This is a genomic window from Paenibacillus sp. FSL H7-0737, assembly GCF_000758545.1.
Classification (GTDB): Bacteria; Bacillota; Bacilli; order Paenibacillales; family Paenibacillaceae; genus Paenibacillus_AQ.
In genome coordinates, this window is record NZ_CP009279.1 from 2480582 (window position 1) to 2506587 (window position 26006).

At 43.4% G+C, this 26006-nt stretch carries 16 protein-coding genes; 11 read left to right on the forward strand and 5 right to left on the reverse strand.

Translation table 11 applies throughout. The features are described from left to right. Nucleotides 1-21 precede the first annotated feature (21 nt). The 4 genes from H70737_RS10495 to H70737_RS10510 all read right to left on the reverse strand — a co-directional run bounded on the left by H70737_RS10495 (nt 22) and on the right by H70737_RS10510 (nt 6051). Entirely contained in the window at nt 22-801 is a 780-nt protein-coding gene (locus H70737_RS10495; RefSeq protein ID WP_042186998.1) for a helix-turn-helix domain-containing protein, read from the reverse strand. Between the two features lie 94 nt (nt 802-895). Beyond that, the gene (locus H70737_RS29755; protein ID WP_052404243.1) at nt 896-1516 is read right to left on the reverse strand and encodes a TetR/AcrR family transcriptional regulator; all 621 of its coding nucleotides are present in this window, start codon (nt 1514-1516) and stop codon (nt 896-898) included. A 44-nt stretch (nt 1517-1560) separates the two neighbouring features. After that, entirely contained in the window at nt 1561-2751 is a 1191-nt protein-coding gene (locus tag H70737_RS10505) for a pectin acetylesterase-family hydrolase (RefSeq protein ID WP_197071281.1), read from the reverse strand. Between the two features lie 168 nt (nt 2752-2919). Then, entirely contained in the window at nt 2920-6051 is a 3132-nt protein-coding gene (locus H70737_RS10510) for an alpha-mannosidase (RefSeq protein ID WP_042187001.1), read from the reverse strand. 248 nt (nt 6052-6299) lie between these two features. Between H70737_RS10510 and H70737_RS10515 the strand changes: the two genes are divergently transcribed. The 8 genes from H70737_RS10515 (at nt 6300) to H70737_RS10550 (ending at nt 20823) form a co-directional block, all read left to right on the forward strand. Next, on the forward strand, nt 6300-8114 hold the full coding sequence (locus H70737_RS10515; protein WP_052404244.1) for a sensor histidine kinase: 1815 nt from the start codon (nt 6300-6302) through the stop codon (nt 8112-8114). Beyond that, nucleotides 8114-9682 (forward strand): response regulator transcription factor, encoded by a 1569-nt coding sequence (locus H70737_RS10520; protein ID WP_042187005.1) that lies wholly within the window; start codon nt 8114-8116, stop codon nt 9680-9682. Before H70737_RS10515 ends, H70737_RS10520 begins: the two co-directional genes overlap by 1 nt. Nucleotides 9683-10010: 328 nt before the next feature. Next, nucleotides 10011-10892 (forward strand): ABC transporter permease, encoded by an 882-nt coding sequence (locus H70737_RS10525; protein WP_042193664.1) that lies wholly within the window; start codon nt 10011-10013, stop codon nt 10890-10892. A gap of 19 nt (nt 10893-10911) precedes the next feature. After that, nucleotides 10912-11835 carry a carbohydrate ABC transporter permease gene (locus H70737_RS10530; protein WP_042187007.1) on the forward strand — a complete coding sequence of 308 codons (924 nt, stop codon included), beginning with the start codon at nt 10912-10914 and terminating at the stop codon, nt 11833-11835. 85 nt (nt 11836-11920) lie between these two features. Then, nucleotides 11921-13438, forward strand: coding sequence for an ABC transporter substrate-binding protein (locus tag H70737_RS10535; RefSeq protein ID WP_042187010.1), 1518 nt, complete (start codon nt 11921-11923; stop codon nt 13436-13438). Between the two features lie 120 nt (nt 13439-13558). Next, nucleotides 13559-14878: a glycoside hydrolase family 125 protein gene (locus H70737_RS10540; RefSeq protein WP_042187012.1), complete on the forward strand. Its 1320-nt coding sequence runs from the start codon at nt 13559-13561 to the stop codon at nt 14876-14878. Beyond that, the gene (locus H70737_RS10545) at nt 14875-18024 is read left to right on the forward strand and encodes a beta-galactosidase (RefSeq protein ID WP_042187013.1); all 3150 of its coding nucleotides are present in this window, start codon (nt 14875-14877) and stop codon (nt 18022-18024) included. Before H70737_RS10540 ends, H70737_RS10545 begins: the two co-directional genes overlap by 4 nt. 45 nt (nt 18025-18069) lie before the next feature. Continuing rightward, entirely contained in the window at nt 18070-20823 is a 2754-nt protein-coding gene (locus tag H70737_RS10550; RefSeq protein ID WP_231573425.1) for an alpha-mannosidase, read from the forward strand. A 98-nt stretch (nt 20824-20921) separates the two neighbouring features. Here the strand turns inward: H70737_RS10550 and H70737_RS10555 are convergent, their stop codons facing one another. Then, entirely contained in the window at nt 20922-21359 is a 438-nt protein-coding gene (locus H70737_RS10555) for a MarR family transcriptional regulator (protein ID WP_231573481.1), read from the reverse strand. Between the two features lie 260 nt (nt 21360-21619). Between H70737_RS10555 and uvrA the strand changes: the two genes are divergently transcribed. The 3 genes from uvrA (at nt 21620) to H70737_RS10570 (ending at nt 25953) form a co-directional block, all read left to right on the forward strand. Then, nucleotides 21620-24124, forward strand: a complete 2505-nt coding sequence (uvrA, locus tag H70737_RS10560; RefSeq protein ID WP_042193668.1) for an excinuclease ABC subunit UvrA — start codon at nt 21620-21622, stop codon at nt 24122-24124. A 264-nt stretch (nt 24125-24388) separates the two neighbouring features. Then, nucleotides 24389-25402: a LacI family DNA-binding transcriptional regulator gene (locus H70737_RS10565; protein WP_042187018.1), complete on the forward strand. Its 1014-nt coding sequence runs from the start codon at nt 24389-24391 to the stop codon at nt 25400-25402. A 20-nt stretch (nt 25403-25422) separates the two neighbouring features. Next, nucleotides 25423-25953: an HAD family hydrolase gene (locus tag H70737_RS10570; protein WP_042187020.1), complete on the forward strand. Its 531-nt coding sequence runs from the start codon at nt 25423-25425 to the stop codon at nt 25951-25953. Nucleotides 25954-26006: the final 53 nt, after the last annotated feature.

A 26006-nucleotide genomic window follows, 5' to 3' on the forward strand; every position in this document is an offset into this window, starting at 1 on the left:
CGAATGGTTCAGGGTCCTCCGTTATTTCAAGGCAGATGACGGAGGATAACCCTTGATATTTTTGAAAACATTACTGAAGTAGGCGACATCTTGATAACCACAGTGCGCTGCTACTTCGGACACATTGAAGCCACCTGCGGACAGAATCATCTCGGCATTGTTCACCCGTACTTTATTTATGAATTCCTTATAGGTGGAACCGGTGTTTTGCTTGAACAGCTTGCCAAGATATACAGGATTTAAAGCAACCAAATCAGCTAGTTCCTTGATCGCAACTTCCTCCGAATAATGATCCATAATATAGGTCATTACTTTTTGGATTCTCAGATCGATCAGAGGTGTCTCTTGATGGTGGGTTATGCTTAACAGGCGATATACGATCAGTTGAAAAATGGCTCTGGCCTTCATTTTATAAAAAGGCTGTTTGTCCATCCATACATGCGAGAAATCTTTGATGTCCGCTAGGATCTCTTTAGTTCTCCAGTTTTTGGTTACGGTCTCAAAAGGGAGCTGCACATGATTGTCCTCCCCCTGCCAGAAGAAATTAAACGCAAAAGAACGCATGGGTGCCTCCTTAAAGGTCTGCGCTTCCCGAATACTTCCGGAAGGGGCATAGAGCATATCACCAGCTTCAACCGTAAATTTCTCCCCATTAATAAAATAGTTCGATTTCCCTTCCACAATGAAGGTAAGGTCATGGAAATCAATTTTGCTCCTCGTTATCTCCCAATCCGGGAAGGATCTGCGGTCGACGAACAAAAAAACATTCGGAACTAGATTCTCATATTTGCCAATGTCCATTTCAGCCATTGCTCCTTCCATATAACTAGAGCCGTACGAATACCGATTGGTATATTATACCGAAATGAAACCTATTACGAAAAGACTCTTTTAATCATCGGGAATGCCGTACGCCATGCATAATGAAATCCTTGAATTGTCGGTCCGTTGCCCGGTCTTCCTCCGTAACCACACCGCCCCGCTGATGCGTAATAATAACGGCTTTTTGTAAATACATGAAATACAGGTGGGTGGACTTCTGCAGAATGTTCAACCACTTATTTTTTTCCTCCGGAGCCACTGCTATTGTGTCAAGCAGTATAAGTCGCGAATACCAGCCTTCCATAGCCTTCTTAAAGTCAGGCAGTTCTGCAGGATTCTTAGAAAGCGTGCTGTAGTAAACTCCAAAAATGGCATCATAGTAGATCAGTGATTCCTGATGATCTCTTAGCGCCAAATATTTATCCAGAATGTTCTCCAGTGATTGTACCGGCTGTTCAAAATCAAAATCAAACAGCAGCTGTCCAAACATCCGCTCCAGGTTAAGGACATAGATTTGAGCGGCTAATTCTTCTTTGTCCTTATAATGATGATACAAAGTGCGCCGGGAGACCCCGGCTTGTTCTGCAATTTGAGCCATATCCGTGCGCTCAATACCTTGAGCACAGAACAAGCTGAGCGCTGTATCCTTAATGATCTCCCTCGTCATTTGCATCTGCTTTTCACGCAAATTCATTAATTTTCTCTCCTGCCTTGTGCGAGTATTTCGCTAATTCTGTGCTATTTCTGAGCTGGCTTCGACGTCATGAGGAACTTGCTCCCAACTGAATAGGGTTTCTGATGGTTGACTGCATCACCTAGCCATTTCAGAAGCTTCACACCATCTTGTTCAGCCTGAAAGAAGGTCTCTCTGGTTGCAAAAGTGTGCGGGGTTGTACCCGTCTTAGCATTTAGCCCATAGTCGGTCAGATAGTAATAATAATTAGGTAAAGTGGCAGCTAAAGAAGATACAGATTGCCGCATTTCCTGTGACCATTCATTAATAATGCGTTGATCTCTGGGCCCCTTGTAATCGTTGATGTTGTTCTGAAAGTGGATCAGAATCTCGTCAAATACCGAGTAGGATTGCAATATTACCGTATTCGCAGGCAGTAGATGACCGTTCGCTTTAAATGTTGCCCCGATGATATCCGCTTCAGGGGTATACCCAAAATTCTTAACGAAGTCTGCCTGCCATTCCTTATTCACAACATTTGGCCACTTGTCTGATTTCAGGAAGGAACTGTCTGAATATTGGAAGATCTCGGAGTCTTTGTAATGAGAGGCGATCTCCGGAGCCCAGAAGGCGGACCCGAATCCACCAGCACTTTCACCTGCAATTAGCAGTTTGCCGGGCTTTTCCACGTTGGCATATATCCAATCAAGGCTGCTTCGCACATTATTGCTGCCGTTATAACGCATTGTAAAGGTACTGCCGTCCTCTTTTTTATATTCAGCCGTACGGTTACCGATATGGAAATCACCCGTCGAATAGGGAAGGTAGACCACATTCCATCCATGAAAAGGATTGGCAGGGTTATCCGTATCCATCATACCTCTCAGCAATGTCAGCATATAGAAGGGGATGTTCTGGAAATAGTTGCCCGTATCTCCACCTTTAATGAAGTTCATTAGCTTGATTGGGTGCGCGGCGCTTTGGGCATCCCAACTGGCCCCTCCCCCGGAAAAGAAGATGATCCAGTTATTAGTCTCCCCCTTTTTATTCCAGATAAAATACTCTGATCCATCACTTGAAATGACTTTTCCGTCCAGCTTGACTTTATTCCACTCATAAGGCTTCACTTCCGTGATTACGGGGGTGGCGGTGGCCGGTCTCTTGATCACAAAAGCGCTAATCGCAAGAATAGCAATCAAAGCAAGGCTCAATAATCCAATGCATGTGAATATCGTAATTTTCCCCATTCTTCTCATATACATCTCTCCCTTAATTGGAGTATACGCTACGTTAACTCATTGCGCAATGTGTATACTTAAATTCAAAATAAACAATCATAATCGAAAAACGGGGTGTCCTCGCAGCCTTTTATACATGGCTACAGGGACACCCCGATTTTGTATGTTACTTCATTTAATTAGATTCTACACTTCGATTTCAAATGTTCTAATTTCGTAAGGTTCAAGTACAAAGGTAATGACAGGTTCAATGTGAACCTCACCTTCAGGACGTTCCATTAGATTACACTCTTGCCACGAAATAATGTTCAAGTCGCTCGTCATATCAATCTGCTGGCGGCTTCCGGAATAGTCGTGAACACGTACAACTAATTTTTGACCATCTTCAGATTTCTTAAGGGCAGATACCATAACCGTATTCGTAGAAAGACGAATCATAGACTTTGTTTCTACTTCAGCTTGCCCCATGGTGCTCCGCAGTGGATTGTTGATGGACCAGGCTTGACGGACGGTATCACCTTGTAGCCAATCCCCAGTATGAGGCAGGATAGAGTAGGTGAATGAATGTTCGCCTTGATCCGCATCAGGGTCAGGGTGTGTTGCGGATTTGATTAGGGATAGACGCATCACATTATCCTTGATGTCGTAGCCATATTTGCAGTCATTCAGCAAGCTAACGCCATAACCACGATCTGATAAATCTGCCCACTGATGACCCACAGTCTCGAATCTAGCGTAATCCCAGCTAGTGTTCCAGTGTGTTGGACGCTTAACATTACCGAACTGGATATCATAAGTGGCTTCGGTAGCTCGTATCGCAACAGGGAAGGCAACTTTCATTAGCTGTTTTTTCTCATGCCAGTCTACGTTCGTCACGAAGTCGATACGACGATGCCCAGCGTGTAAGATCATTTGCTGTTTAATCGTGGAATCCATATAGCTCCATGTGAATTGCACAATACAACGCAATGAACCATTTTCTATGACTTCAATGCTAGTGCAGTCGATCACTTCGCGCATTTTTTGCTGATAGTAGATGTCAATGTCCCAAGCTTCATGTGCTAATGGTTTATCCTCAAACACTTGGAACACATTACCGTGACTTCCATTAGCTAATACTTGACGCTGTTCGTGTTTATCATAGATGGATGACAATTGACCTTGCTCGTTCCACGCTATTTCAAGGTGAGGCGTTGAAATTCCTGATTCATTCAGCTTGAATGGAGTGCTTAGTGGCTCAGAATTCACATCTGCCACGAAGGAGATGGTGGTGTATCCGAGAGAAGGAATGTCGGACACTTCAATGATCCAACGGTCACCTTCACGCTGAGCTTGTAATGGTTTACCTTCTGTGTTTATCCAATGTCCTGTTTCCATGCCAGGCTCTATAGTAATTTCTACGAGCTCAGTTAATTCCCAAGAAGCATTGTTCCAGATGGTATATTTACCGGCTTCACTTCCGTTCACTAGTGCCTTCGTAGATTGTTCCCATACAGATTGACCAATGGCTTCGGCTTGAGCATATTCAATCGTACTGTCTTCGTACACTTCACGAATTGAAGAACCAGGAATAATATCATGGAATTGGTTACGCAAAATAATTCTCCAACCCTCGTCTAAATCGGACTGACGATAGTTCGACCAATCTTCAGACACCACACTTTGCAGTGCGTTTAGCCATTCCGCCTCGCGGTATAGCAGTTCAAGCTTGCGGTTCATCCGCTTATTGTAGGCTTGGCTAGTGTACGTGCCACGGTGATATTCTAAGTAAAGCTCACCATCCCATACATGGACATAACGATCTGTATTAGCAACGGTTTCTTGCAGATTACGGAAGTAATCTCCTGCTGTTCCTGTTTCAATCTTCGGTAGTCCTGGGAGATCGTTGAGTCTGCGGCGCATCTCTAGCATTTCGCGGTTAACCCCGCCGCCGCCATCACCATATCCGTAAGAAAGTAATAAATTGCGATTCACTTCTTTATCCCGGTACGTATCCCAAATTCCTTTTACAGTCTTAGGAATGATGCGGCCATTATAAGTGTAGAACCAAGAATCTTCTTCAGACCAAGGCTCTGGTGTTGTAATGAAGTGTGTTAATACTTCAGTGCCATCAATACCACGCCATTGGAAGGTATCATGTGGCATGCGGTTGTATTGATTCCAGCTAATTTTGGTGGTCATGAACGTATTAATTCCTGATTTTTTTAGAATTTGTGGCAAGGACCAGCTGTAGCCAAATACGTCCGGCAGCCATAAATAATCACATTCAACACCAAATTCATTACGCAAGAAGCGAGTACCATATAGCAATTGACGGACAAGAGACTCACCTGAGGTCAAGTTACAATCTGCCTCGAGCCACATGCCACCGCCAGCTTCCCAGCGTCCTTCAGCAACACGTTCACGAATCTTCTCATAGATTTCTGGATAATCGTTTTTGATGTATTCATAGAGCTGAGGTTGAGTCTGTAAAAAAGTATAGTCAGGGAACATTTCCATCAGACGGAGTACGGTCGAGAAGGAACGCGCACATTTCTCACGGGTATGCTTCAATTGCCATAACCAAGCTACATCAATATGGGTATGACCAATACAGGTAACAGTAACTGGGGAAGACTTTTCCATTTTATTAATTTCATCACGCAAATAATTACGAGCTTCCTCGATCGAAGCGTAGAAGACCTCTGAACCTGGACGAGACCAGTCAATCAGAAGAAACGAGCGGTCTACTGTACTTAGCAGCTGTGTATATTCTGGTGTTTTTGAATCAAGTACGTTCAGCGTCTCAACTACAGCAAGTGCAGTAAAGTAGAAATCATCCGTTGCATCGTCCAGCCAACAAATTTCTGCCATACGAATGCCATGTGTTTGATCTTTTTTAGGACCGCCACCTTCTAGACCCGACCATAAACGGAAGGTAAGTGGAAGCTGCGTACCTACCGTTTCATCCGGCAAGAACACTTCTGTATGATTGGAATCTACACCTTGATAGGGTTTACCATTGTAAAAGAATAAAGATTCAAAGCCGGAATTGTTTCCGGCACCCGTCTCGCCAAAATCAAATCGACCCAGTACCCTGCGTCCTGCCCAAGAGGCGGGTACGTCTATCTGTGTCGTTAGCCATAAATACAAATCGCGGCCTTTCCAGGTATCGCCAACCTGTAGCTTAGACCATTCTCCATCCACGGGTGGTTCCGCTGCAATTTCACCTTGTTCGTCAATCATAGAATTGAAAAAAGGAATGTGTATTCGATCCCGGTAACGATATTCGGAAATCTCGTTTAGTTGGGAGTTGAGTTTACGTTTGGTTAGAAACATGAGTAATAGCCCTCCATTATCTTGATGGGGGACGAGGATTATAAGACGTATAGGATGATTACAGGTTTGTTTGGGGGGTAGAAACCAACTATAGACGATTTTTAGCGAGATGTAAACTCATGATAAAGAAAAAGGTTGCAAGGAGGAAAGATTTACATCTAAAAATGAATGCGCTCCCATTGCACAAAAAGAAAGGTGGTGTTAAGCTTCTAATCCTAAAGGCTAGATTTTGAAGGAAGGTGAATTTGTTGAATATAAAGAAATTTTATCAAAATCATTTACGAAAAAAGCTGTTTAATAAAATTTTAGCTATATATTCATCCATCATCATTATTACGCTTATTGCCTCTTCCATTACCGTTTATAAATACTATGAACAGACGATCACGCGTCAACATGTTGATGCTAATCGAGAGGTACTGGATTACGTGAGTTTATATATGAATCAGCAGTACGAAGGGATTCAATTGGCCATCCAGCAAATTTATAGTGATGCTTCTGTAAGTGAGGATTTGTCCTACTTTTTGCAACATGATTATGGAGATTATCTTAAATATCGTTTAGATCAGTTTGCTGAAATTGGGAGCTTCGTACCCCATACATTCGATACTTACTTCAAAACGTATTTGAATCAGAAAAGTGGTATTTCTGATGTTATCTTATACAGCACTGAGAAAGAATTTTATTATTTATATAAAAATAATACACGACAGCTCTACAAAAGAGATATAGATATTTCGGAGCAGAAATCACCCATACCCAAGAATGGTTGGGTTTCGCATGAGAAAAAATTATTACTTAAGGAAATAAGGGAAGACAATAACAATTTGTATACAATGACTAGGGAGCTTAAAGATCCGATTTCATTGAAAACGATCGGTATGCTCATTATAGATTTTGATGCTGAACTTATTTCAAAATGGCTTGGTACGAAAGGTACAGAGAATAATGGTCAAGTGTTGGTTCTAACACCAAGCGGTGACGTCATATATGATTCCTTAGGAAGGTATATGGGACAGCAGTATCCGCATATCGCTGGTCTTTATTCAGACAACTGGACTGCACTGGATGGATTATCCAAAGTTAACTTAAATACAACGAATAGCTCAGGTCTTATTGTGGCAGGAATCATTCAGAAGTCGCAGGTCAATAAAGAAATGGTGGTAGTACGAAATTGGATTATCGGGATTACGGCAGCACTAATTGTTGCGGCAATGTCCATTACATACGGAATAATTTTACGTTTCTCTAAAAAAGTGAAGATCATTGTCAAATCTATGAAGCGCTTACAGGAAGGCGACTTAAGCACGCGCATTCATCTTAACCGGGAGGATGAATTGCAGCTCATTGCCAACAATTTTAACTATATGTGTGAAAGACTAGAGCTGTATATTAATAAAGTTTACATTTCAGAAATTACGCAAAAAAATGCAGAACTCGTTGCTCTTCAATCGCAGATTAATCCGCATTTTTTATATAATACGCTTGAAGCTATAAGGATGCGGGCTATTTCGCAAGGTGCGAAGGATGTAGGTCAGATGATTTACATTTTATCTACGTTATTCCGAACAATGATTAAGAAAAGTATGGTTGTTACCATCGCTGATGAGATTGAATATTGCAATCTATATCTTGAGCTGTTTCAGATTAGGCATAAAGATAAGCTTCAAATCGAGTCACGAATAAGTCCAGTGGCTATGAATTGTTCTATCGTTAAACTGCTGATTCAGCCGGTCATTGAAAATTATATTGTTCACGGATTCAGGCCCGAACGCTCTGATAACCTAATCCGCATTGAAGTAACTGAATCAGACGGTAGCATTCAAATTGCTATCAGAGATAACGGAAATGGGATTATTCCCAGCAGGCTAACGGAACTTCAAAAAACACTTCAAGTCAGTATGCGAATGGATGCACCACCTTCCTCGCTTGGACTATGTAATGTGAATGAGCGAATTAAGCTTTATTATGGGATTGAATATGGATTATCGATTGCTAGTGAGATCGGTGTAGGAACAACAGTCATCATGAATATACCAGTGGTAAGGGAGAGTATTAAATAATGCACAACATACTTATTGTGGATGATGAACCTCTTATTCTTGAAGGATTACGTTCAGTGATCGAATGGGAAGATTATGGACTAAGAATCGCAGGGCAAGCGAGTAATGGGGAAGAAGCTTTAGAATTTTTGCATAGCCATAATGAAGCCATTGACATATTAATTACAGATATTACGATGCCAAAGCTTACGGGACTTGAACTCATTCAACAAATTAAGTCTTTTGATTCAAAAATGAGATTTATTATCTTAAGCGGCTATGAACAATTTGAGTATTTAAAAGCTGGAATGAGTCTAGGCATTGAGAATTATATTCTTAAACCCATTAACATAAAAGAATTGGAATCGACCATTGAGCAAATTGTTGAGGTCCTCAATCAAGAGGATGTTGAACAATTTCATGCGAAGGAGGATCAGCAAGTTTTACGTAACAATATTTTAAATCGTTGGGTCACTGGAAATATAGATCGACAGGAGCTATTGCATCGTTCAAAAGTCTTAAATATTTCTCTGGACTGTTCATGTTTTACGGTGGCTGCGATTCGGCTTATTACGGAACATGAGGAGGATGAGGGTCAACTGCACCCTAATCAACTTATGGAAGAATGTTATCGAATCGCTGTGCAGTCCGTAGCAGAGCGCGGAACAGTTATTGTATTTATAGATATGGAAGGTGATCTTGTTCTTATTGTTGCGGAGTCGGCTGAAGATGAGAACAAAGAAGAAATGTATTGCATGCTGCAACAAGTGCAATGTGAGATTATGCATGAATTAGGAAAATCTGTCTGGATTACGATAGGAAGTAAGGAATATACTTTTCAAGAAGTACCACAAAGTTATAAAAAAGCGAAAAGTTTATATGTGGATCATCTGATGCTGCCGGGCTACCCGATTATAGATGTAGACCAACTGTCGAAGATGGTGTTACATGAGGAAAAGCTCGAAATTGATTATGAAGCATTTACTAAACTATTATTATCTGGCGAGCGTGAGGCGGCAAATCAATTTATCGCAGAAACATTCCAAAAGCTGTTCGGATGTGGTGTGATTACACGCATTGATAATTACAACGTGGCGATTGAATTAATGTTGATCGCTAAGAATATGGAGAAGAACTGTAACTTCAGTGCTGTGTTTAATCCTTTGCTACGTATCCATACCATCGAGCAGTTGCTTCATCATGTGCAGGAAAGTGTGAATGAAACGCTGGACCAATTATCGCTAGTGAGTGAGGAACTCAGTCCGAATATGAGATATATGGTGGATCAAGTGAGCAAACATTATAGAGAAGAACTATCTCTGAAGACGCTTAGTCAGCGAATGAATATGCATCCTACTTACTTGGGACAGCTATTTCAGAAGGAGATGGGGCGAAGCTTCTCTGATTATGTGAATCAATTCCGAATTGAAAAAGCAAGACAACTGCTGCTTCAAACTACGTTATTAACCAATGAAATTGCAGCTGAAGTAGGGTATCTAGATCCAGCGTATTTTTATCGCCAGTTCAAAAAATCAGTAGGCATATCTCCAACAGAACTTCGAAATATGTATAAAAAAGAAAAGGCGTAGGATTTAGGAAATGTTCCCGGGTATCACGTTCAAGTGGAGGGTTCACGAACGTTGGTCACGGGAATATTTCCTTTTTTTTGTTCAAATCTTAAGGATTTTCAAGCCTCACGGAGGTCGTTTTTTCTTGCGATCTTTAATTTTTACATATCATTCTGGAGTTTTTCAACTTTATGAAACCGCTTTTATAGCGCAGAATTAAAGATAGTTAAAGGGGCAAGGAAATAAGATCGAAAGGGTATTACGGGGATTGTTTGGGGATAGAGAAGGGGGATGTGGAATAGTGTCTGCATTTTTCAAAAGCTTAAATAAGGATAAAGTACTGTGGTTTATGGTATTACCAGGGACAATATGGTTCCTAATCTTTTGTTACTTACCGATGTTCGGAACCATTATTGCATTTAAGGATTTCAAGATTCATCGGGACGGATTCTTTGCAAGCGTTTTAAATAGTAAGTGGGTTGGCCTTGAAAATTTCAACTTTTTGTTCTCGACAGAGGACGCCTATATTATTACAAGAAATACGATACTGTATAACGTGGCGTTGATCTCTCTCGGTTTAGTTCTTGCGGTGGGCATTGCAATCACCTTGAACGAACTAGTGAACAAACGGATGGCCAAAGTTTATCAAACGGCGATGTTTATGCCTTATTTTCTTTCTTGGGTTATTATTAGTTTCTTTACATTCAGCTTCCTAAGTGTAGATAAAGGGATCTTGAATCAAGTGATTGTTTACTTCGGAGGCGATCCTGTTTCCTGGTATGGTGATACTCGTTTTTGGCCATATATCCTAATTTTCATGGGAATTTGGAAATCAATTGGTTATTCAAGTGTTGTTTACTTAGCGGCTATAGCGGGTATCGACAAGTCCTACTATGAAGCGGCAATGATTGATGGGGCCAGCAAATGGCAGCAAATTAAGTTTATTACACTTCCTTTGCTTAAGCCTTTAATGGTAACGCTAACTATTCTAGCGATAGGTGGTATTTTTAGATCTGACTTCGGTCTATTCTATCAAATACCTCGGGATTCCGGTGTTCTATACTCCGTAACGAATGTTATCGATACTTATATCTATCGAAGCATGAGTACGACAGGAAACCTAGGGATGAGTACAGCAGCGGGTCTATATCAATCGATCGTTGGATTTATCATGGTAATTGTAACGAATTCTATTGTGAAAAAGATCAGCAAAGAAAACGCGATATTCTAGAAAGGAGTCAATTGACGTTATGGAAGTATTCAAACGTAAGCCGAAAGAAGTCGACAACAACGCCATTACTCCTTTTTGGAATGTGGTACTCAATATTGTGATTGGAGTTTTCGCCTTTACCTGTGTGTTTCCGTTCTTGTTTGTCATAGCCATTTCTTTTACAGATGAGAAAGTACTCGCTTTAAATGGATTTAGCTTAATTCCAGAAAAATTTAGTATGGCGGCGTATCAGTTTGTTTTTAACACAGGTGATCAGTTATTTCGTTCCTTTGGAGTTACCTTACTTGTTACTGTACTAGGTACGCTCATTAGCTTATTTCTAATTACAACTTACGCCTATGTTCTTTCTCGAAGATCATTTCGCTATCGTAATTTTTTCAGCTTCTTCGCCTTCTTCACGATGTTATTCTCAGGCGGAATGGTTCCAAACTATATTGTGGCCACACAGTTTTTACATTTGTACAACACGATATGGGCTTTGATATTGCCAATAGCGATGAATGCCTTTTTCATCCTAGTGATGCGGACCTTCTTCCAGACTTCAGTGCCTGATGCACTCATTGAGGCAGCCAAAATCGACGGTTCAGGGGAGTTTCGGACATTCCTGCAAATTGTACTTCCGATCTCATTACCGGGGATTGCAACGATTGGATTGTTCTGTACGCTGGGCTATTGGAATGATTGGTTTAATGCGCTGCTGTATATAGATGATGCGAGTCTTGTACCGCTCCAAGCGATGCTGATGCGAATTCAGAATAATATGGAGTTTGTTATCCAGAACAGCATGCAGATGGGATCAAGCTTTGAGATTGCTGCGACCTTGCCGACAGAAACCGTTCGTATGGCGATGGTTGTACTGGCGACCTTGCCTATAGCACTAGCGTATCCCTTCTTCCAAAAGTATTTTGTAAAAGGCTTAACTGTGGGCTCTTTAAAAGAGTAACACTACTAAGATGTATTTATTCGAATCGCTAGAACAGGAGTCGATATAAATAAAGAGTTAATTAAACTAAAGGGGGAAAATAGAAATGAAAGTGAAAAAAAGTTTAACGCTCGCTCTTGCTGGAACAATGCTTTTCTCTGGCCTTCTTGCTGGATGTGGTTCGAATAATAATACAAATGCTGCTAAAGAAACAAACAATTCAGCAGCAGCAGGGAATTCAGCAGGGAGTACATCGGAATTAAAGCCATATGAGCTGAAGATGTATTTAATTGGTGGACCTCAAAAGGATTTGGATCTTGTATTAAAAGAAGTTAATAAATATACCCAAGAAAAAATTAATGCGACGTTGAACATTACGATGTTCGATTGGGGTGATTACGATAAGAAGATGCAAGTCATTACCGCTTCTGGTGAGCCTTATGACATTGCCTTTACCTCTTCTTGGACAAATGATTTCCGCCGTAACGCAGCTAACGGTACCTTCTTGGGTCTGAACGATCTGCTAGATAAGTATGGAAAGGAAACGAAAGAGGTTTTGGACCCACGTTTCTTAGAAGGAACTAAGATTAAAGGTGAGATCTATGGTGTTCCTGTAAATAAGGAGCTTGGACAGCAATGGGTATGGCGCTTCAATAAGAAATATGTTGATAAATACAACATGGACATTTCCAATATTCGTACATTAGATGATCTAGAGCCACTTCTTAAAACGATTAAAGAGAATGAGCCTGCGGATATTACACCGCTAGCTGTTCCTAAAGGCTTTAAACCATTCATGCCATTTGACTATGTACTAGGTGATGAGTTACCTATCGGGGTCTATATGGATTCCACAGATGGCAAGGTTGTTAATATTCTGGAGACACCTGAACTTGCAACATCGTTAGATACGATGCGCAGACTTTACACAGCAGGTTACTTACGCCCAGACGTTGCAACACTTGAAGGTATTGATAACATTAAGACCGGTAAATGGTTTGCCGATCGCGAAATTACACAGCCTTATGCAGAAAAAGGTTGGTCTCGTTCAGCAGGTTATGAAATTGTAACTTCGCCTATGCATGAGCCTTATGTGTATACACAGTCCGCCGCAGGTTCGATGCACGCTATTTCCGTAACCTCAGGTGATCCTGAACGGGCTATGATGTTCTTGAATCTTTTGAATACAGATAAGTACTTACGCAATTTGCTCAACTATGGTATTGAAGGCACTCATTACAAGAAAATCTCCGACAATGTCATTGAAGATCTGCCAGCTATGCAAGATAGCTATGCAATGCCAGGCTTCACGCTTGGAAATATGTTACTGACTTATCTGCATGCTGATGACCCTGCTGATAAATGGGATGCTTTCAAGAAGTTTAATGATTCGTCAAAAGAAGCTCCTACCTTCGGTTTTGCATTTGATCCTACACCTGTAAAAACAGAAGTAGCGGCCATCAACAACGTAACTAAAGAATTTATGCCAGCTCTATACACAGGTTCTGTTGATCCTAAAACATATCTGCCAAAAGCAACCAAGAAATTTAAAGAAGCTGGACTGGAAAAAGTCATTGCTGAAGTTCAAAAGCAACTTGATGAGTGGAACCAGACAAAGAAATAAGCTTTGAACGTAACACGCCTACGATTAATCTAAAGGTAACACAAATAGGATTAGTGGAGACGGGCAGCTATGCTGCCCGTCTCTCTATCTATACTCATTTTTATCAAGAGGAGTGGGAATATGGAACAATTCAGACTGCCAACCATCTCAATGCCGAAGCTTCCGCTTCCACAATCGATTCAAGAAGTATTGAACGAAGCAGAGGAGAAATTAGCGCATCGGCCTAAACTATTGCAGCTCTTCAAGAACTGCTTCCCGAATACACTTGAGACAACGACTAAGCTCATGGATGATGGAACAACATTCATCATTACTGGTGATATCCCTGCTTCCTGGTTGCGAGATTCTGTGGAGCAGGTTATACACTATGTGCCATTTGCGAAGAATGATCCGGATCTTCAACGTATCATTAGCGGTCTAATTAAACGACATATTCAGTATATACATATTGATCCGTATGCCAATGCGTTTAACGAAACAGCGAATGACTGGCATTGGAGCACTAGCGATATTACGGAAATGTCCCCTTGGGTGTGGGAACGTAAATTCGAGATCGATTCTCTCTGTTTTTCTATGCGTCTGGCTTATGCCTATTGGAAAGAAACGGGGAAGACTGATATATTCGACGCCGGATTTAAGGCAGCAATGGTCAAAATATACAACTTATTTAAAACTGAGCAGCGCCATGCTGAATTATCTCCTTACAGCTTTATGCGTAATAATGGAATACCTGAAGATACGTTACGCAACAACGGTCTTGGTATGCCTGTAAATTACACGGGGATGGTCTGGTCCGGGTTCCGATCAAGCGATGATGCTTGCGACTTCCATTACAATATCCCGGGGAATATGTTCGCCGTTGTTGCATTACGTCATATGCAGGAATTCGCAGAATGGGTATTCCGTGATCTTGAATTTCTAAAAGAGCTTAAAGCATTAGAAGCGGACATTGATCATGGAATCAAGCTGTATGGTATTTATCGTCATCCGAGGTTCGGACCAATCTACGCCTATGAGACCGACGGCTACGGCAACTACTGCTTGATGGATGATGCGGGAACACCGGGGCTCATGTCGATTCCTTATCTCGGCTATGTTACAGCAGATGATGAGATTTATCAGAATACACGGCGATTTGCGCTGAGCAAGGAGAATCCTTTTTACTTCGAAGGAACAGCAGCGAAAGGGATTGGCAGTCCACATACTCCGAAAGATTATATCTGGCATATGGCATTGTCTATGCAAGGTTTGACGGCTTCCACGAAGGAAGAGAAGCTGGACATGCTTGCGATGCTAGAGGCAACGGATGCGGGGACTGGTTTTATGCATGAAGGATTTCATGTCGATGACCCGAATATATTCACTAGAAAATGGTTTGCATGGTCCAATAGTCTGTTCTCCCAACTAGTCTACAAAACTATGAAGGAAGGACTACTATGAGCAGACCTGTAATCATATTCTATGATTCTGATTTCCCAATTTCCAATTCGATTCCTAGTGACGCGATTAAATCCATGCGTGAGTTCGGTATGATCGTGAATGCGAATCAGCTTGCAGCAACGCTTAAGGAAACCGAAGGTGGATGTTTCATTAATCTGCATGCACCCTATTTTCCAAAAGCGGCATGGATAGACATTCTTGGATATTTGCAAAGAGGTGGTGGACTGATCAGCATTGGAGGTGCCCCCTTCAAACAACCCGTTCGGTGGAAAAATGAACAATGGCATGTGGAAGCGGAGCAGACCTCTTATCATCAAGAGCTGTCTATTCATGAGGTACTGCGTGTTGATTGTTCTCGCAACCAGTCCTTGCTTGCATCAGATGTCATTCCTCTGCTTAAGGGGCAAGAAGCTCTTTTTATAGCGAGTGAAGAGACATGGAACCTTGTGCCACATACGACGAAGACGAGTGATTTACCCCATCAAATGGGGTCAGCAGGTCCGATGAGCACACGGATTTACCCGCTTTTGAAGGGAATTACGCATGAGGGGCGGGAAACTGCTGCTCCAGTAGTTCTTTGGGAGAATACGATTGGTTTATTTGCAGGCTCACGCTGGCTGTTCGTAAATACGGCTGCAACGGCTTCTTTATGGAAGGAAAAAGGGCTGTCCGCGATGTCTGAGTGGGTTCGTTTCTGTAGTAAGGGTGTAACGGAAATGTGGGTTAAGCCAAATTACGCGTCATATGAGTCAGGAGAACGGGCTTCTCTGACACTTCAGATTCAGCAGCTTGAGCGGGTACAACCTTCTTTGCGAAATGAAGACAATTGGAAGTTAACAATGAATGTTGAGCATGAATCCGATCCCTCCTTGCGTTGGTCCGATTGTTTGGAGATGAAGGCTAATGCTGAGCTTAACATCGTTCGGGTGCCTATTCCTCTGGAAATTAGGAGTGGTCTGTTCCAAGTGATCTGCGAAGCGGAAGCCAGTGATGGTGAGGTCCGTATTCTACGTCAAGGGTTCTGGGGGCATGCCCCTGAACTTCTGGCAGCAGGTGAACCGGTAACGAGTGGAAGAGATTATTTCATAAAAGATGGGCGTCCGCTACCTGTTGTGGGGATGACTTATATGACGAGTGATGTGGCACGGAAATTTCTATTTCTACCGAACGTTGGGGTATGGGATCGCGATATGGGTCAAATGCGGAAGGCAGGGATTAACTGGATCCGAACAGGAATCTGGACTGCTTATCGTAACGTGATGCAAGACGATGGTCATGTTTCAGAAGAGGTACTGCGAGCGATTGATGCCTTTATCATGACGGCCAAGAAGCATGATCTTCAGGTGACTTTCACGTTCTTCTCCTTCACACCGGAAACGTGGGGTGGGGTGAATCCTTATTTGGACCCACAAAGTGTTGAGGCTCAGAAGCGGTTCATTCGTTCTATTGTATCTCGTCATAAAGCGTCTTCGAATGTAGATTGGGATCTTATTAATGAACCATCGATGTTTGATCCGGCACGGATTTTCTCGGATGGTCCGAGTTCATGTCATGATCGCTTCGAGCAACAAGCTTTCATAGAATGGCTTCGACATAGACATGGGGAAATCGAAGTACTACAGGAACGTTGGAATATGACACCCGCACAGCTTCCTGACTTTGAATCGGCAGGGCTGCCAGAAGCGAAAGAGATGAACTTCGATGTACAGGATATGCACAGTGCTAAAAGAGGGACGCGTTGGCTTGATTATTGCTTGTTCTCCATGGATATGCATAACCGCTGGGTGAAGCAGTTATCTGACGCCATTAAGGAGCAATGTCCAGATCAGATGGTTACGGTCGGTCAGGATGAAGGGCTAGGGGCACAGCGACCTTCGCCGTTCTTCTACGAGGAGGCGGTGGATTACACCACTGTACATTCCTGGTGGTTTAATGATTATCTGGTGTGGGACGGCATCTTTGCCAAGACACCTAATAAGCCAAACCTAATTCAAGAGACTGGCGTCATGTATGTAGAAACTCCTGATGGACGAGCCAAACGTTCGGAGCTAGAGCTGCGAAATCTTCTCGAACGCAAATATGCCTATGCGTTTGGAACTGCTGGTGCGGGGGCCATACACTGGATTTGGAATACGAACTTCTATATGGATAATGCGAATGAGTCCCATATCGGAGCATTGAGAGCAGATGGAACCGAAAAGCCAGAGGCGGATGTCTCTTATGACTTCGGGAAGTTTATAGAAGGCATTCGTGACGTATTTGGAGATCGGAAACTGGAAGAGATCGCTGTGGTGTTTCCGTATTCGAATGATTTCTCTAACCGGAAGCTGGCTTTCGCTGCTACAACAGAGCTTACCCGTATTCTTTCATATGATATAAAGATGCCTTTCAGAGGGGCTTCTGAATACCACCTAGATGATTTGGAGAACCATCCTGTGAAGCTTATTATACTGCCAAGCGCGCATAACTTCGATGATGCAGCGATGGAAAGGTTGTTACACATCGTCGAAGAGACAGGTGCGGTATTGCTTGCTACAGGCCCGCTCGACATTGATGCTTACTGGCGTTCTTCAGAGCGTTTAAGTGATATTCTTGGCAAGCGTGAATTGCGTAATGTGCGCCGTGAAGAAGTGCTTAGCCTTCAAGGCCAAGAACTCCCCGTCTCCTTCGGTCACCGACGGATTGCTGAGGTATCGAAGGAAATGATGATTCACGAATCCGGCGGAAGCGGAAGCTCTACTATAGACTCAGTCATAAACATCCCGCTTGGCAAGGGTCGACTCCTATGGAGTCCACTGCCGGTTGAATTGAGCGACCGAAGTGATACTACGTCTGCACTGTATCGCTACGCGCTCCATGCTGCTCATGTGGAGTGTGACTTGGAGTGGATTAGCGGAGGGGACTTAGTAGGTATCTACGGACGGAAATTGAGCTTTGCTACAGGAGCTCTCTTCACCTTCGTATCGGAATTTGCTCAGGATGCGAAAATCGAGGTGAAGGATTCAGCCACTGGCCGAACCTACGCGTTCTTGTTGGAACAGGAACGTTCAGTCCTGTTTGCTACGGACTATAAAGGTGATCTTCTTGGCGTGTATCGCCAGCAGGAAGTTGAAATCCATATAACTTATCCACATCTACTACATTAAGGATCTTAGTAGAGAGTACGTATTGCATATAAGGAGGTCTTCACATTGGATAGCTCAAATAAATCTATTAAACCTCAGACTGCCCATATTATTTCTCATACTCACTGGGACCGGGAATGGTATCTTCCATATGAGAAGCATCATGTACGCCTGATTAAACTGGTCGATGAATTGCTGGATCGATTGGATGAGGATGGTGAATTTAAGAGTTTTTATCTTGACGGACAGACAATCATTCTGGAAGATTATCTTCAAGTTCGCCCCGAGAATCAAGATCGTCTACAAAAACATATTACGGAAGGTCGTCTTCTGATTGGACCTTGGTATATTCTGCAAGATGCTTTCCTTACCAGCGGAGAGGCAAATGTACGTAATATGCAGATTGGTCATCAGGATTCGAAGCGTTACGGTGAACCTTCTAAGATCGGTTATTTTCCGGACACCTTTGGTCTAGTGGGTCAGACTCCACAATTAATGAAGCAATCAGGCATCAATAATGCCTTTTTTGGAAGAGGTGTAAAGCCGACTGGATTCAACAATACAGTATCGGACGGTGGATATGAATCTTCGTTCTCCGAGCTGATATGGGAAGGTCCGGATGGATCGAAAGTGCTTGGAATTCTATTTGCGAATTGGTATTCGAACGGAAACGAAGTGCCAGTGAATGAAGCGGAGGCAAAAGAGTTTTGGGAGAAGAAGTTAGCAGATGCTCGGAAATTTGCCTCTACAGGCGAGTTGTTATTCATGAACGGCTGCGATCATCAACCGGCTCAACTGGATTTGCCGGAGGCTATTGAAACTGCGAAGCGGTTATATCCAGATATGGAATTTATCCATTCCAACTTCCCTGATTACCTTAAAGCTGTAGAAGATGTAATGGATCACAACAACTTGTCGACCGTAAAGGGCGAACTGCGGAGCCAGCACACTGACGGATGGGGGACGTTAGTGAATACTGCATCTGCTCGTGTCTATTTGAAACAGATGAATCAGGAAGGGCAAGTCTTGCTTGAAAAGGTGGCTGAGCCACTCGCTTCATTCGCACATGTATTGGGCAAAGATTACCCTCATCATCTGTTCACCTATGCCTGGAAGACGTTAATGCAGAACCATCCTCACGACAGCATTTGTGGCTGCAGCGTGGATGAGGTACATCGCGAAATGGTAACCCGGTTTGATAAAAGCCGTCATGTAGCAGAGACCATTGTTGATGATAGTAAGCGCATGATCGCTGAAGCTGTGAATACGTCCGGTTTTGCAGCATATGGTGAAGAAGTGCTTCCGTTAGTAGTCATGAATATGACAGGGTGGAGACGCACGGGTACAGTGAGCATAGAAATTGATGCGGCACGTCTATATTTGAGAGAGGGTTTCTCTCTAGAAGAAACGGCCAGCCGTATGAAAGATATTGACTTAAACGGTCGTGAATTAGTAGACGATCAAGGGAATACCATTACATGCCAGATGGAGGATTTGGGTCTTCAGTTTGGTTATGATTTGCCTGACGATAAATTCCGCCAGCCCTATATGTGCCGCCGAGTAAGACTTACCTTTGAAGCTGTGCAAGTTCCGGCGCTGGGTCTTCGTGCATATGCGTGGGTTCGTCGTGCTAACGCAGGGTTGCCTATAGCTCCTGAATCTTTGCTTCAAGGGGATCGGGTGTTGGAGAATGAGGCCATCAAAGTAGTGATCCATGATAATGGTTCATTTACGCTAAGTGACAAAGCCAGTGGCATGACCTACCGGGATCTTGGTGTGTATGAGAACACAGGTGATATCGGGAATGAATACATGTATAAACAGCCAGAGGGTGAACAAGCTTTAACGACCAAGGGACTACAGGCGAATATTTGCGTTTTGGAAAATACACCTTATCGAGCGTCTGTGGAAATTAAGCATGACTGGGAGATTCCAGCCTCAGCAGATAATAAGCTGGACGAGGAACAGCGTGCCCTTGTGTACTACCCCGAGCGGAAAGCGCAGCGCAGTAGTGACACAGTCATTCTTAAACTTCGTACCGTAATTAGCTTGGAGCGGGGCGGGAAAGGGTTGCATATCGAAACGACGATAGACAATAAAGCCAAAGATCACCGGATTCGTGTGTTATTTCCGACAGATTTGAACGCCGTCACACATCATGTGGATTCGATGTTTGAGGTTGCGGAGCGGAATATTGAGCCAGCTACAGAATGGATGAATCCGAGTAACACGCAGCATCAGCAGGCCTTTGTTGATATCAGTAATGAAACAGCCGGTCTAACCGTCGCTAACTTTGGATTAAATGAATATGAAGTGCTAAGAGATGGTCGTAACACCATTGCGATTACATTACTCCGCAGTGTGGGCGAATTGGGAGACTGGGGTTTGTTCCCAACTCCAGAAGCGCAATGTCTCGGAGAGCATGTTGTAGGTATGGAGCTAATCCCACACACAGGAGATGGTATAACCTCAGGTGCTTTTGCTGAAGCTTATCAATTCCAGATTCCTTGGGTCGCATGTCAGACTGATGTACATGAAGGAGCGATTGCTCCGGTGTATACTCCATTCGAATGGGAGAGTCAGGAGCTCGCATTTTCCTCTCTAAAAATGAACGAGCAGACTGGAGACCTGCTGCTTCGCTGGTACAACATGAGTCAGCAAAGTACCGACCTGACCATCCGTTCAACGATACCGCAGGAGTATTTCTATAAGACGTCGATCCTGGAAGAGGAGAGCAACCCACTCTCTAGCGAAGAGAAAGGTAGTTCGGCCTTACAGATCGGTCCATGCGAAATTGTAACGATTGGTATTCGGAGATAGAATTAACTTATTTTTTTCTTATAATTTAACAAAAGGACGATAACCAAAAGTCATTCGACTCTTTGGTTATCGTCCTTTTAAGTTTATAACTATGAGCTTTAAGAAGAAGACTTACTACGCGTTGGGGAACTGAGATGATCAATCTGCTCGTCTAGAACGGTGCTGGCTTTGCCTAAAAATTGTGAAATGAGGGCAAGTTCTTCATCCGTATAGGAAGCAGCCAATTTAACCATAGCGGTATGAAGTGGCATGTACGTGTCAATGACATCTTCTTTATTTTCATACAACGGGACAATAATTACTTTACGGCGATCATTAGGGTCATTTTGTCTGCGAACGTATCCGTTTTTTTCGAGACGATCTATTAATGCAGTAACGCTACCTGTGGCAAGTCCAGTTAGTTTGGACAGCTCTCCAGCGGTAATGGGGCCTTTTTCACGCAGGATATCCACAGACAAAAAATCATTATTGTATAACCCAAGAGAGGCGGCTACGTTTTGCTGGTATACCACCGTTCGGGTTCCCAGACCACGCATGAGTAAGGTGAATTGTTCTTGCTCTGGTGTAGGTTGTGCTTGTTCATGGCTTGACAAAGGATAACGCCCCTTTTAAAATCTTTATATCTCGTCAATCGAGATATTTGATTATGAAGTTATTTTAAAATGTGTTATTTTACAAATACATTCTATCGAATTAAGCATACTTTTGCAAAAAAAGTAGTATGACAGCATTCGTAAATGGTTATGGATAAGAGATATATCTAGGTGTGATTGCTTTAATTGAGAGGGGAATCATGGTGAAAGAAGCTATTGTTATTAAAGGTGCACGAGAGAACAATCTGAAGAATGTCTCGCTCACGATTCCTAAGTATAAGCTTGTTGTTCTGACGGGACCTTCGGGATCAGGAAAATCGACGTTAGCTATGGATACACTTCAGCGGGAATGCCAAAGACAGTATTTAGATTCCATGGGCATGACTTCAGATACGATCAGTAAACCAAAGGTCGAGTCCATTGCTGGACTGTCTCCATCCATTAGCGTTGGACAGCATGTTACGAATCGTAATCCACGCTCGACAGTAGGGACTGTAACTGACATTTATACCTTTGTCAGGTTTATTTTTTCTAGATTAGGGGAGCGGATTTGCCCTTCTTGCAAGGGTAGCATACCACCTTCTTTTGAAGCGAGGGGGCTACTAATAGAAGAAGACGAGGAAATGGAAGGTCAGTCGATGGGCTGTCCGCATTGCGGAGCTGATCTTGAGAAACTTGGCATGTCACATTTTTCCTTCAATAAGCCGGAAGGGGCATGTGAAGCTTGTGGTGGACTTGGGTCTGTGGCGACTATAAATGAAGCAGCGGTATTTAATCCAGAGCTTAGTATGAAAGAGGGGGGAGTAGCTTCTCTGAATGGCGTTCATCGGGATATACAGATGCGGATATTAGTAGCGGCGGGAAAACATTTCGGATTTGTGTTTGACCCGGATCAACCGTTGAAGGATTACGGTGAGATTCAGCGTGATTTGCTCTACTACGGTGTGGAGAGTGAAGCTTTTAAACGCCATTTCCCTAATATTAAGCCAATCCAAGGGACGAAGTTTGAAGGTGTTATACCCGGTTTGTGGCGGCGGTATAAGGAGAAGGAAGGGGAGGCTGGTGCGCAGGAGAAAGATGGCGGATTTTTTCATGAGCAGCAATGCCCGGAATGCCTAGGAGCTCGCCTGAAAAAAGAAGTTCGTCTAGTTCGAGTAGCTGACGCATCGATCATAGATGTATCCGACTGGTCGCTTAGTGAGGTATATGAGTGGACGAAAGGACTGGAGGCGGCACTGCCTGCCGAAGGTCTACATCTACTTGAACCGATCCTTCATGATATGCCTACTAGACTAAAGCGGATTATCGATGTTGGCCTAGGTTATCTTTCCATGAACCGGCAGACAGTCTCTTTATCTGGCGGGGAAGCACAGCGCCTGCGTCTAGCATCACTGCTGGGTTCAGGGTTGACCGGTGTGTTATACATTCTGGATGAACCGACGACGGGACTACATCCTCGGGATACAGTTGGCCTTATTCGTGTGCTTCAGGAGCTGCGTGATCTTGGGAATACTGTGCTCGTTATTGAACATGATATTGAGATGATGCGTGCTGCGGATCATATTATTGATATGGGTCCAGGTGCTGGACTGCATGGTGGAATCGTTGTTGGTGAAGGTAGTTTAGAAGATTTGATGGCAAGCGAGCTTTCGGTTACAGGAGCTTATCTCAGAGAAGAGCGTCTCGAAGTTCCCACACGTATTCGCCGAAAAGGGAACGGAAAGCAGATCACTATCCGGCAGGCACAGTACCGGAATATTGATATTCAAGAAGTCTCCATTCCACTTGGTTGTCTTGTATCTGTAACAGGGGTTTCGGGTTCGGGTAAGTCCACGCTTATATTTGATATCCTTGCGCAAGGAAGCTCTAATGGTCATGAACAAACAGGCTGTAAGGAGATTACGGGTTTAGGTGAAGTCGGGAGTATTGTGATCTTTGACCAATCACCCATGGGTAGGATGCAGCGTTCTAATGTAGCGACCTATACCGATGTATTTACACATCTGCGTCAGTTATTTGCGGCTTTGCCAGAGGCGAAGAAAAGAAAACTGACCTCCAAGCATTTCTCCTTTAACACACCGGGGGGACGGTGCGAAACCTGTCAGGGACTTGGTGTATTGTCCGTAGACATGAACTTTCTGCCTGATCTAGAAGTAAAGTGTCACGCCTGCAAAGGAAGACGGTTTACGGATGAGGTCTTACAGGTGAAGTATGATGGCTTCTCAATCTCAGATCTGTTGGACATGTCTATACAGGAAAGCTTGCCAATTCTTAAGTCGGAGGCCAAAATGGCCGGTATTATTGAGACGTTATGTGAGGTGGGTCTTGGATACCTTAAATGGGGACAATCTGTCAAAACCTTATCAGGCGGCGAGGGACAACGGATCAGGCTGGCCAAAGCGCTGAGCAAGCCATCTAAAAATCATACGCTCTATTTGCTCGATGAACCAACGACAGGTCTACATCCGTCAGACATCAAGCAACTTCATACCTTATTGAGCAAATTGGTAGATACGGGAAATACGGTTGTTGTTGTGGAGCACAGCTTAGAACTGATTCGGGAGTCTGACTGGGTGATCGACATTGGCCCTGAAGGGGGCACAGTTGGAGGTAAGCTTGTAGCTGAAGGCACACCGGAGCAGGTCGCTGAAGTACAGGAATCTTATACAGGGATGTTTTTGAAACGGATTCTGGCTGAGGGGCTTTAATCCATTTTAAATCAGATATCCATTTGGAAAAAAGAGAGTGCCCCGAAGCCATACAATTCATGGCTTCGGGGCACTTCTTTGTGTGTTCCGGCGTATTCACCAAGCCTAGCATTGAGCGGCAGAAGACGAAGTATCTAAACCTCCAAGAAAAATGAATTGAATTTATTGCTGTCGTCATAGTAACATTAGGTTAAGCGCTTAACTTATGTGAAGGGAGGATGCAAAGACTCCGATCCACTTAATATTTATAATGAGGTTAATGCCATGAAAACGACCACGATATATGATGTTGCCAGGGAAGCGGGCGTATCAATTGCTACCGTCTCCAATGCGATTAACGGTAAAGGAAAAGTAAGCAACAAGAAGCGAGATGAAATCCTTGAGGTGATGAAGCGGCTGCAATATCAGCCCAGTGTCATTGCTTCGGCACTAATGGGGAAGAAGACCTATACCATTGGTCTTCTTATTCCAGATGTCTCGAATCCCTTTTTTTCCGAGATAGCTAGAACCGTAGAGGATCTGGCACACTCCGAGGGGTATAGTGTTATTGTGTGCAGCACAGATAACAAAGATGAACGCGTAGAGAAATACATTCGGCTGTTGGAGCAAAAAAATGTTGACGGTATTCTGATCGGAACAGGTGTGGGAAATGCGGATATCTTGGCGCTGCATGTAGAGAAATCCTTCCCCATTGTTATGATTGCGCGGGAGACCGCAGACATAGCTGTCCACCGTGTATTGAACGATGACTTCAAAGGAGGCGCTATTGCCGCTGAACATTTGCTTGAAAAAGGTCATCGCAAGATGGCGGTTTTGTCCGAGGATTTCAATGTAAGCAGCAGCTTTGAGCGGGTCAGGGGTTTCCGCTTTGGATTATTTGAGGCTGGAATTTCACTGGACCCGAAGAATATCTTTGCGTGTGAGTCGAATATCAAAGACGGTAAACGGGTAGCATCCGAGATTCTCCGCGGCGTGGAGCGTCCGACAGCATTATTTTGTTGCAACGACTTGCTTGCCATCGGCGCACTCCAGGCTGCGAAGGAAGAGGGAATATCTGTACCGGAACAGCTCTCTATCATTGGTTTTGACGATACCATTTTGTCAACCGTGACGAATCCAACGTTAACAACTATTGCTCAACCGATGAATCAGATGGTGAAGATGGCATTTGATTTGCTGATCGGCAGTCTGGATCATACAGATGATATCAAGCAAAGAATTGTATTGCAGCCTGAACTGGTGATCCGAGAATCCACAGGCAACTCACCCATTAAATAAAGAGGACGGTTATTGAGAACATGGACGAGAAAAGGTTAATTATCTTTTTTGACAGCGGAGATACCATTGTTGATGAATCGACTGAAATTAGGGATGAAGAAGGAATCGTACGGAGTGCGGATCTGATTCCGGGAGCAGATATCACGATTCAGACCCTGCATGAGAGAGGATACACGCTTGCTCTGGTTGCAGACGGTGATGCGCAATCCTTCAAAAATGTATTTAAGCAGCATGGACTAAGCGATTATTTCAGCGCCATGATTATTTCCGAGAATATCAAAGCAGTCAAGCCAAGCCCGCGCATGTTCAAGGCAGCTATTGGGGCGCTTGATTTGTCTGAAGCGGATTTCTCCCGTACCGTTATGATTGGCAACAATCTTAGCCGTGACATGAAAGGGGCCAATGCGCTAGGCATCACCAGCATTTTTCAGAGCTGGACGCCCCGTTATTCCCATGAGCCGGCAGATGAGTCTGAGCGTCCGACGTATACAGTTAGTGAGCCACTGCAATTGCTAGAGTTGATTGAGAGGCTGAACGCTGAGCTCAAGTAAGCTGGAAGTCGTTCATTATGCTATTTTTCCATATTTAAATATAAAAAGAGAAA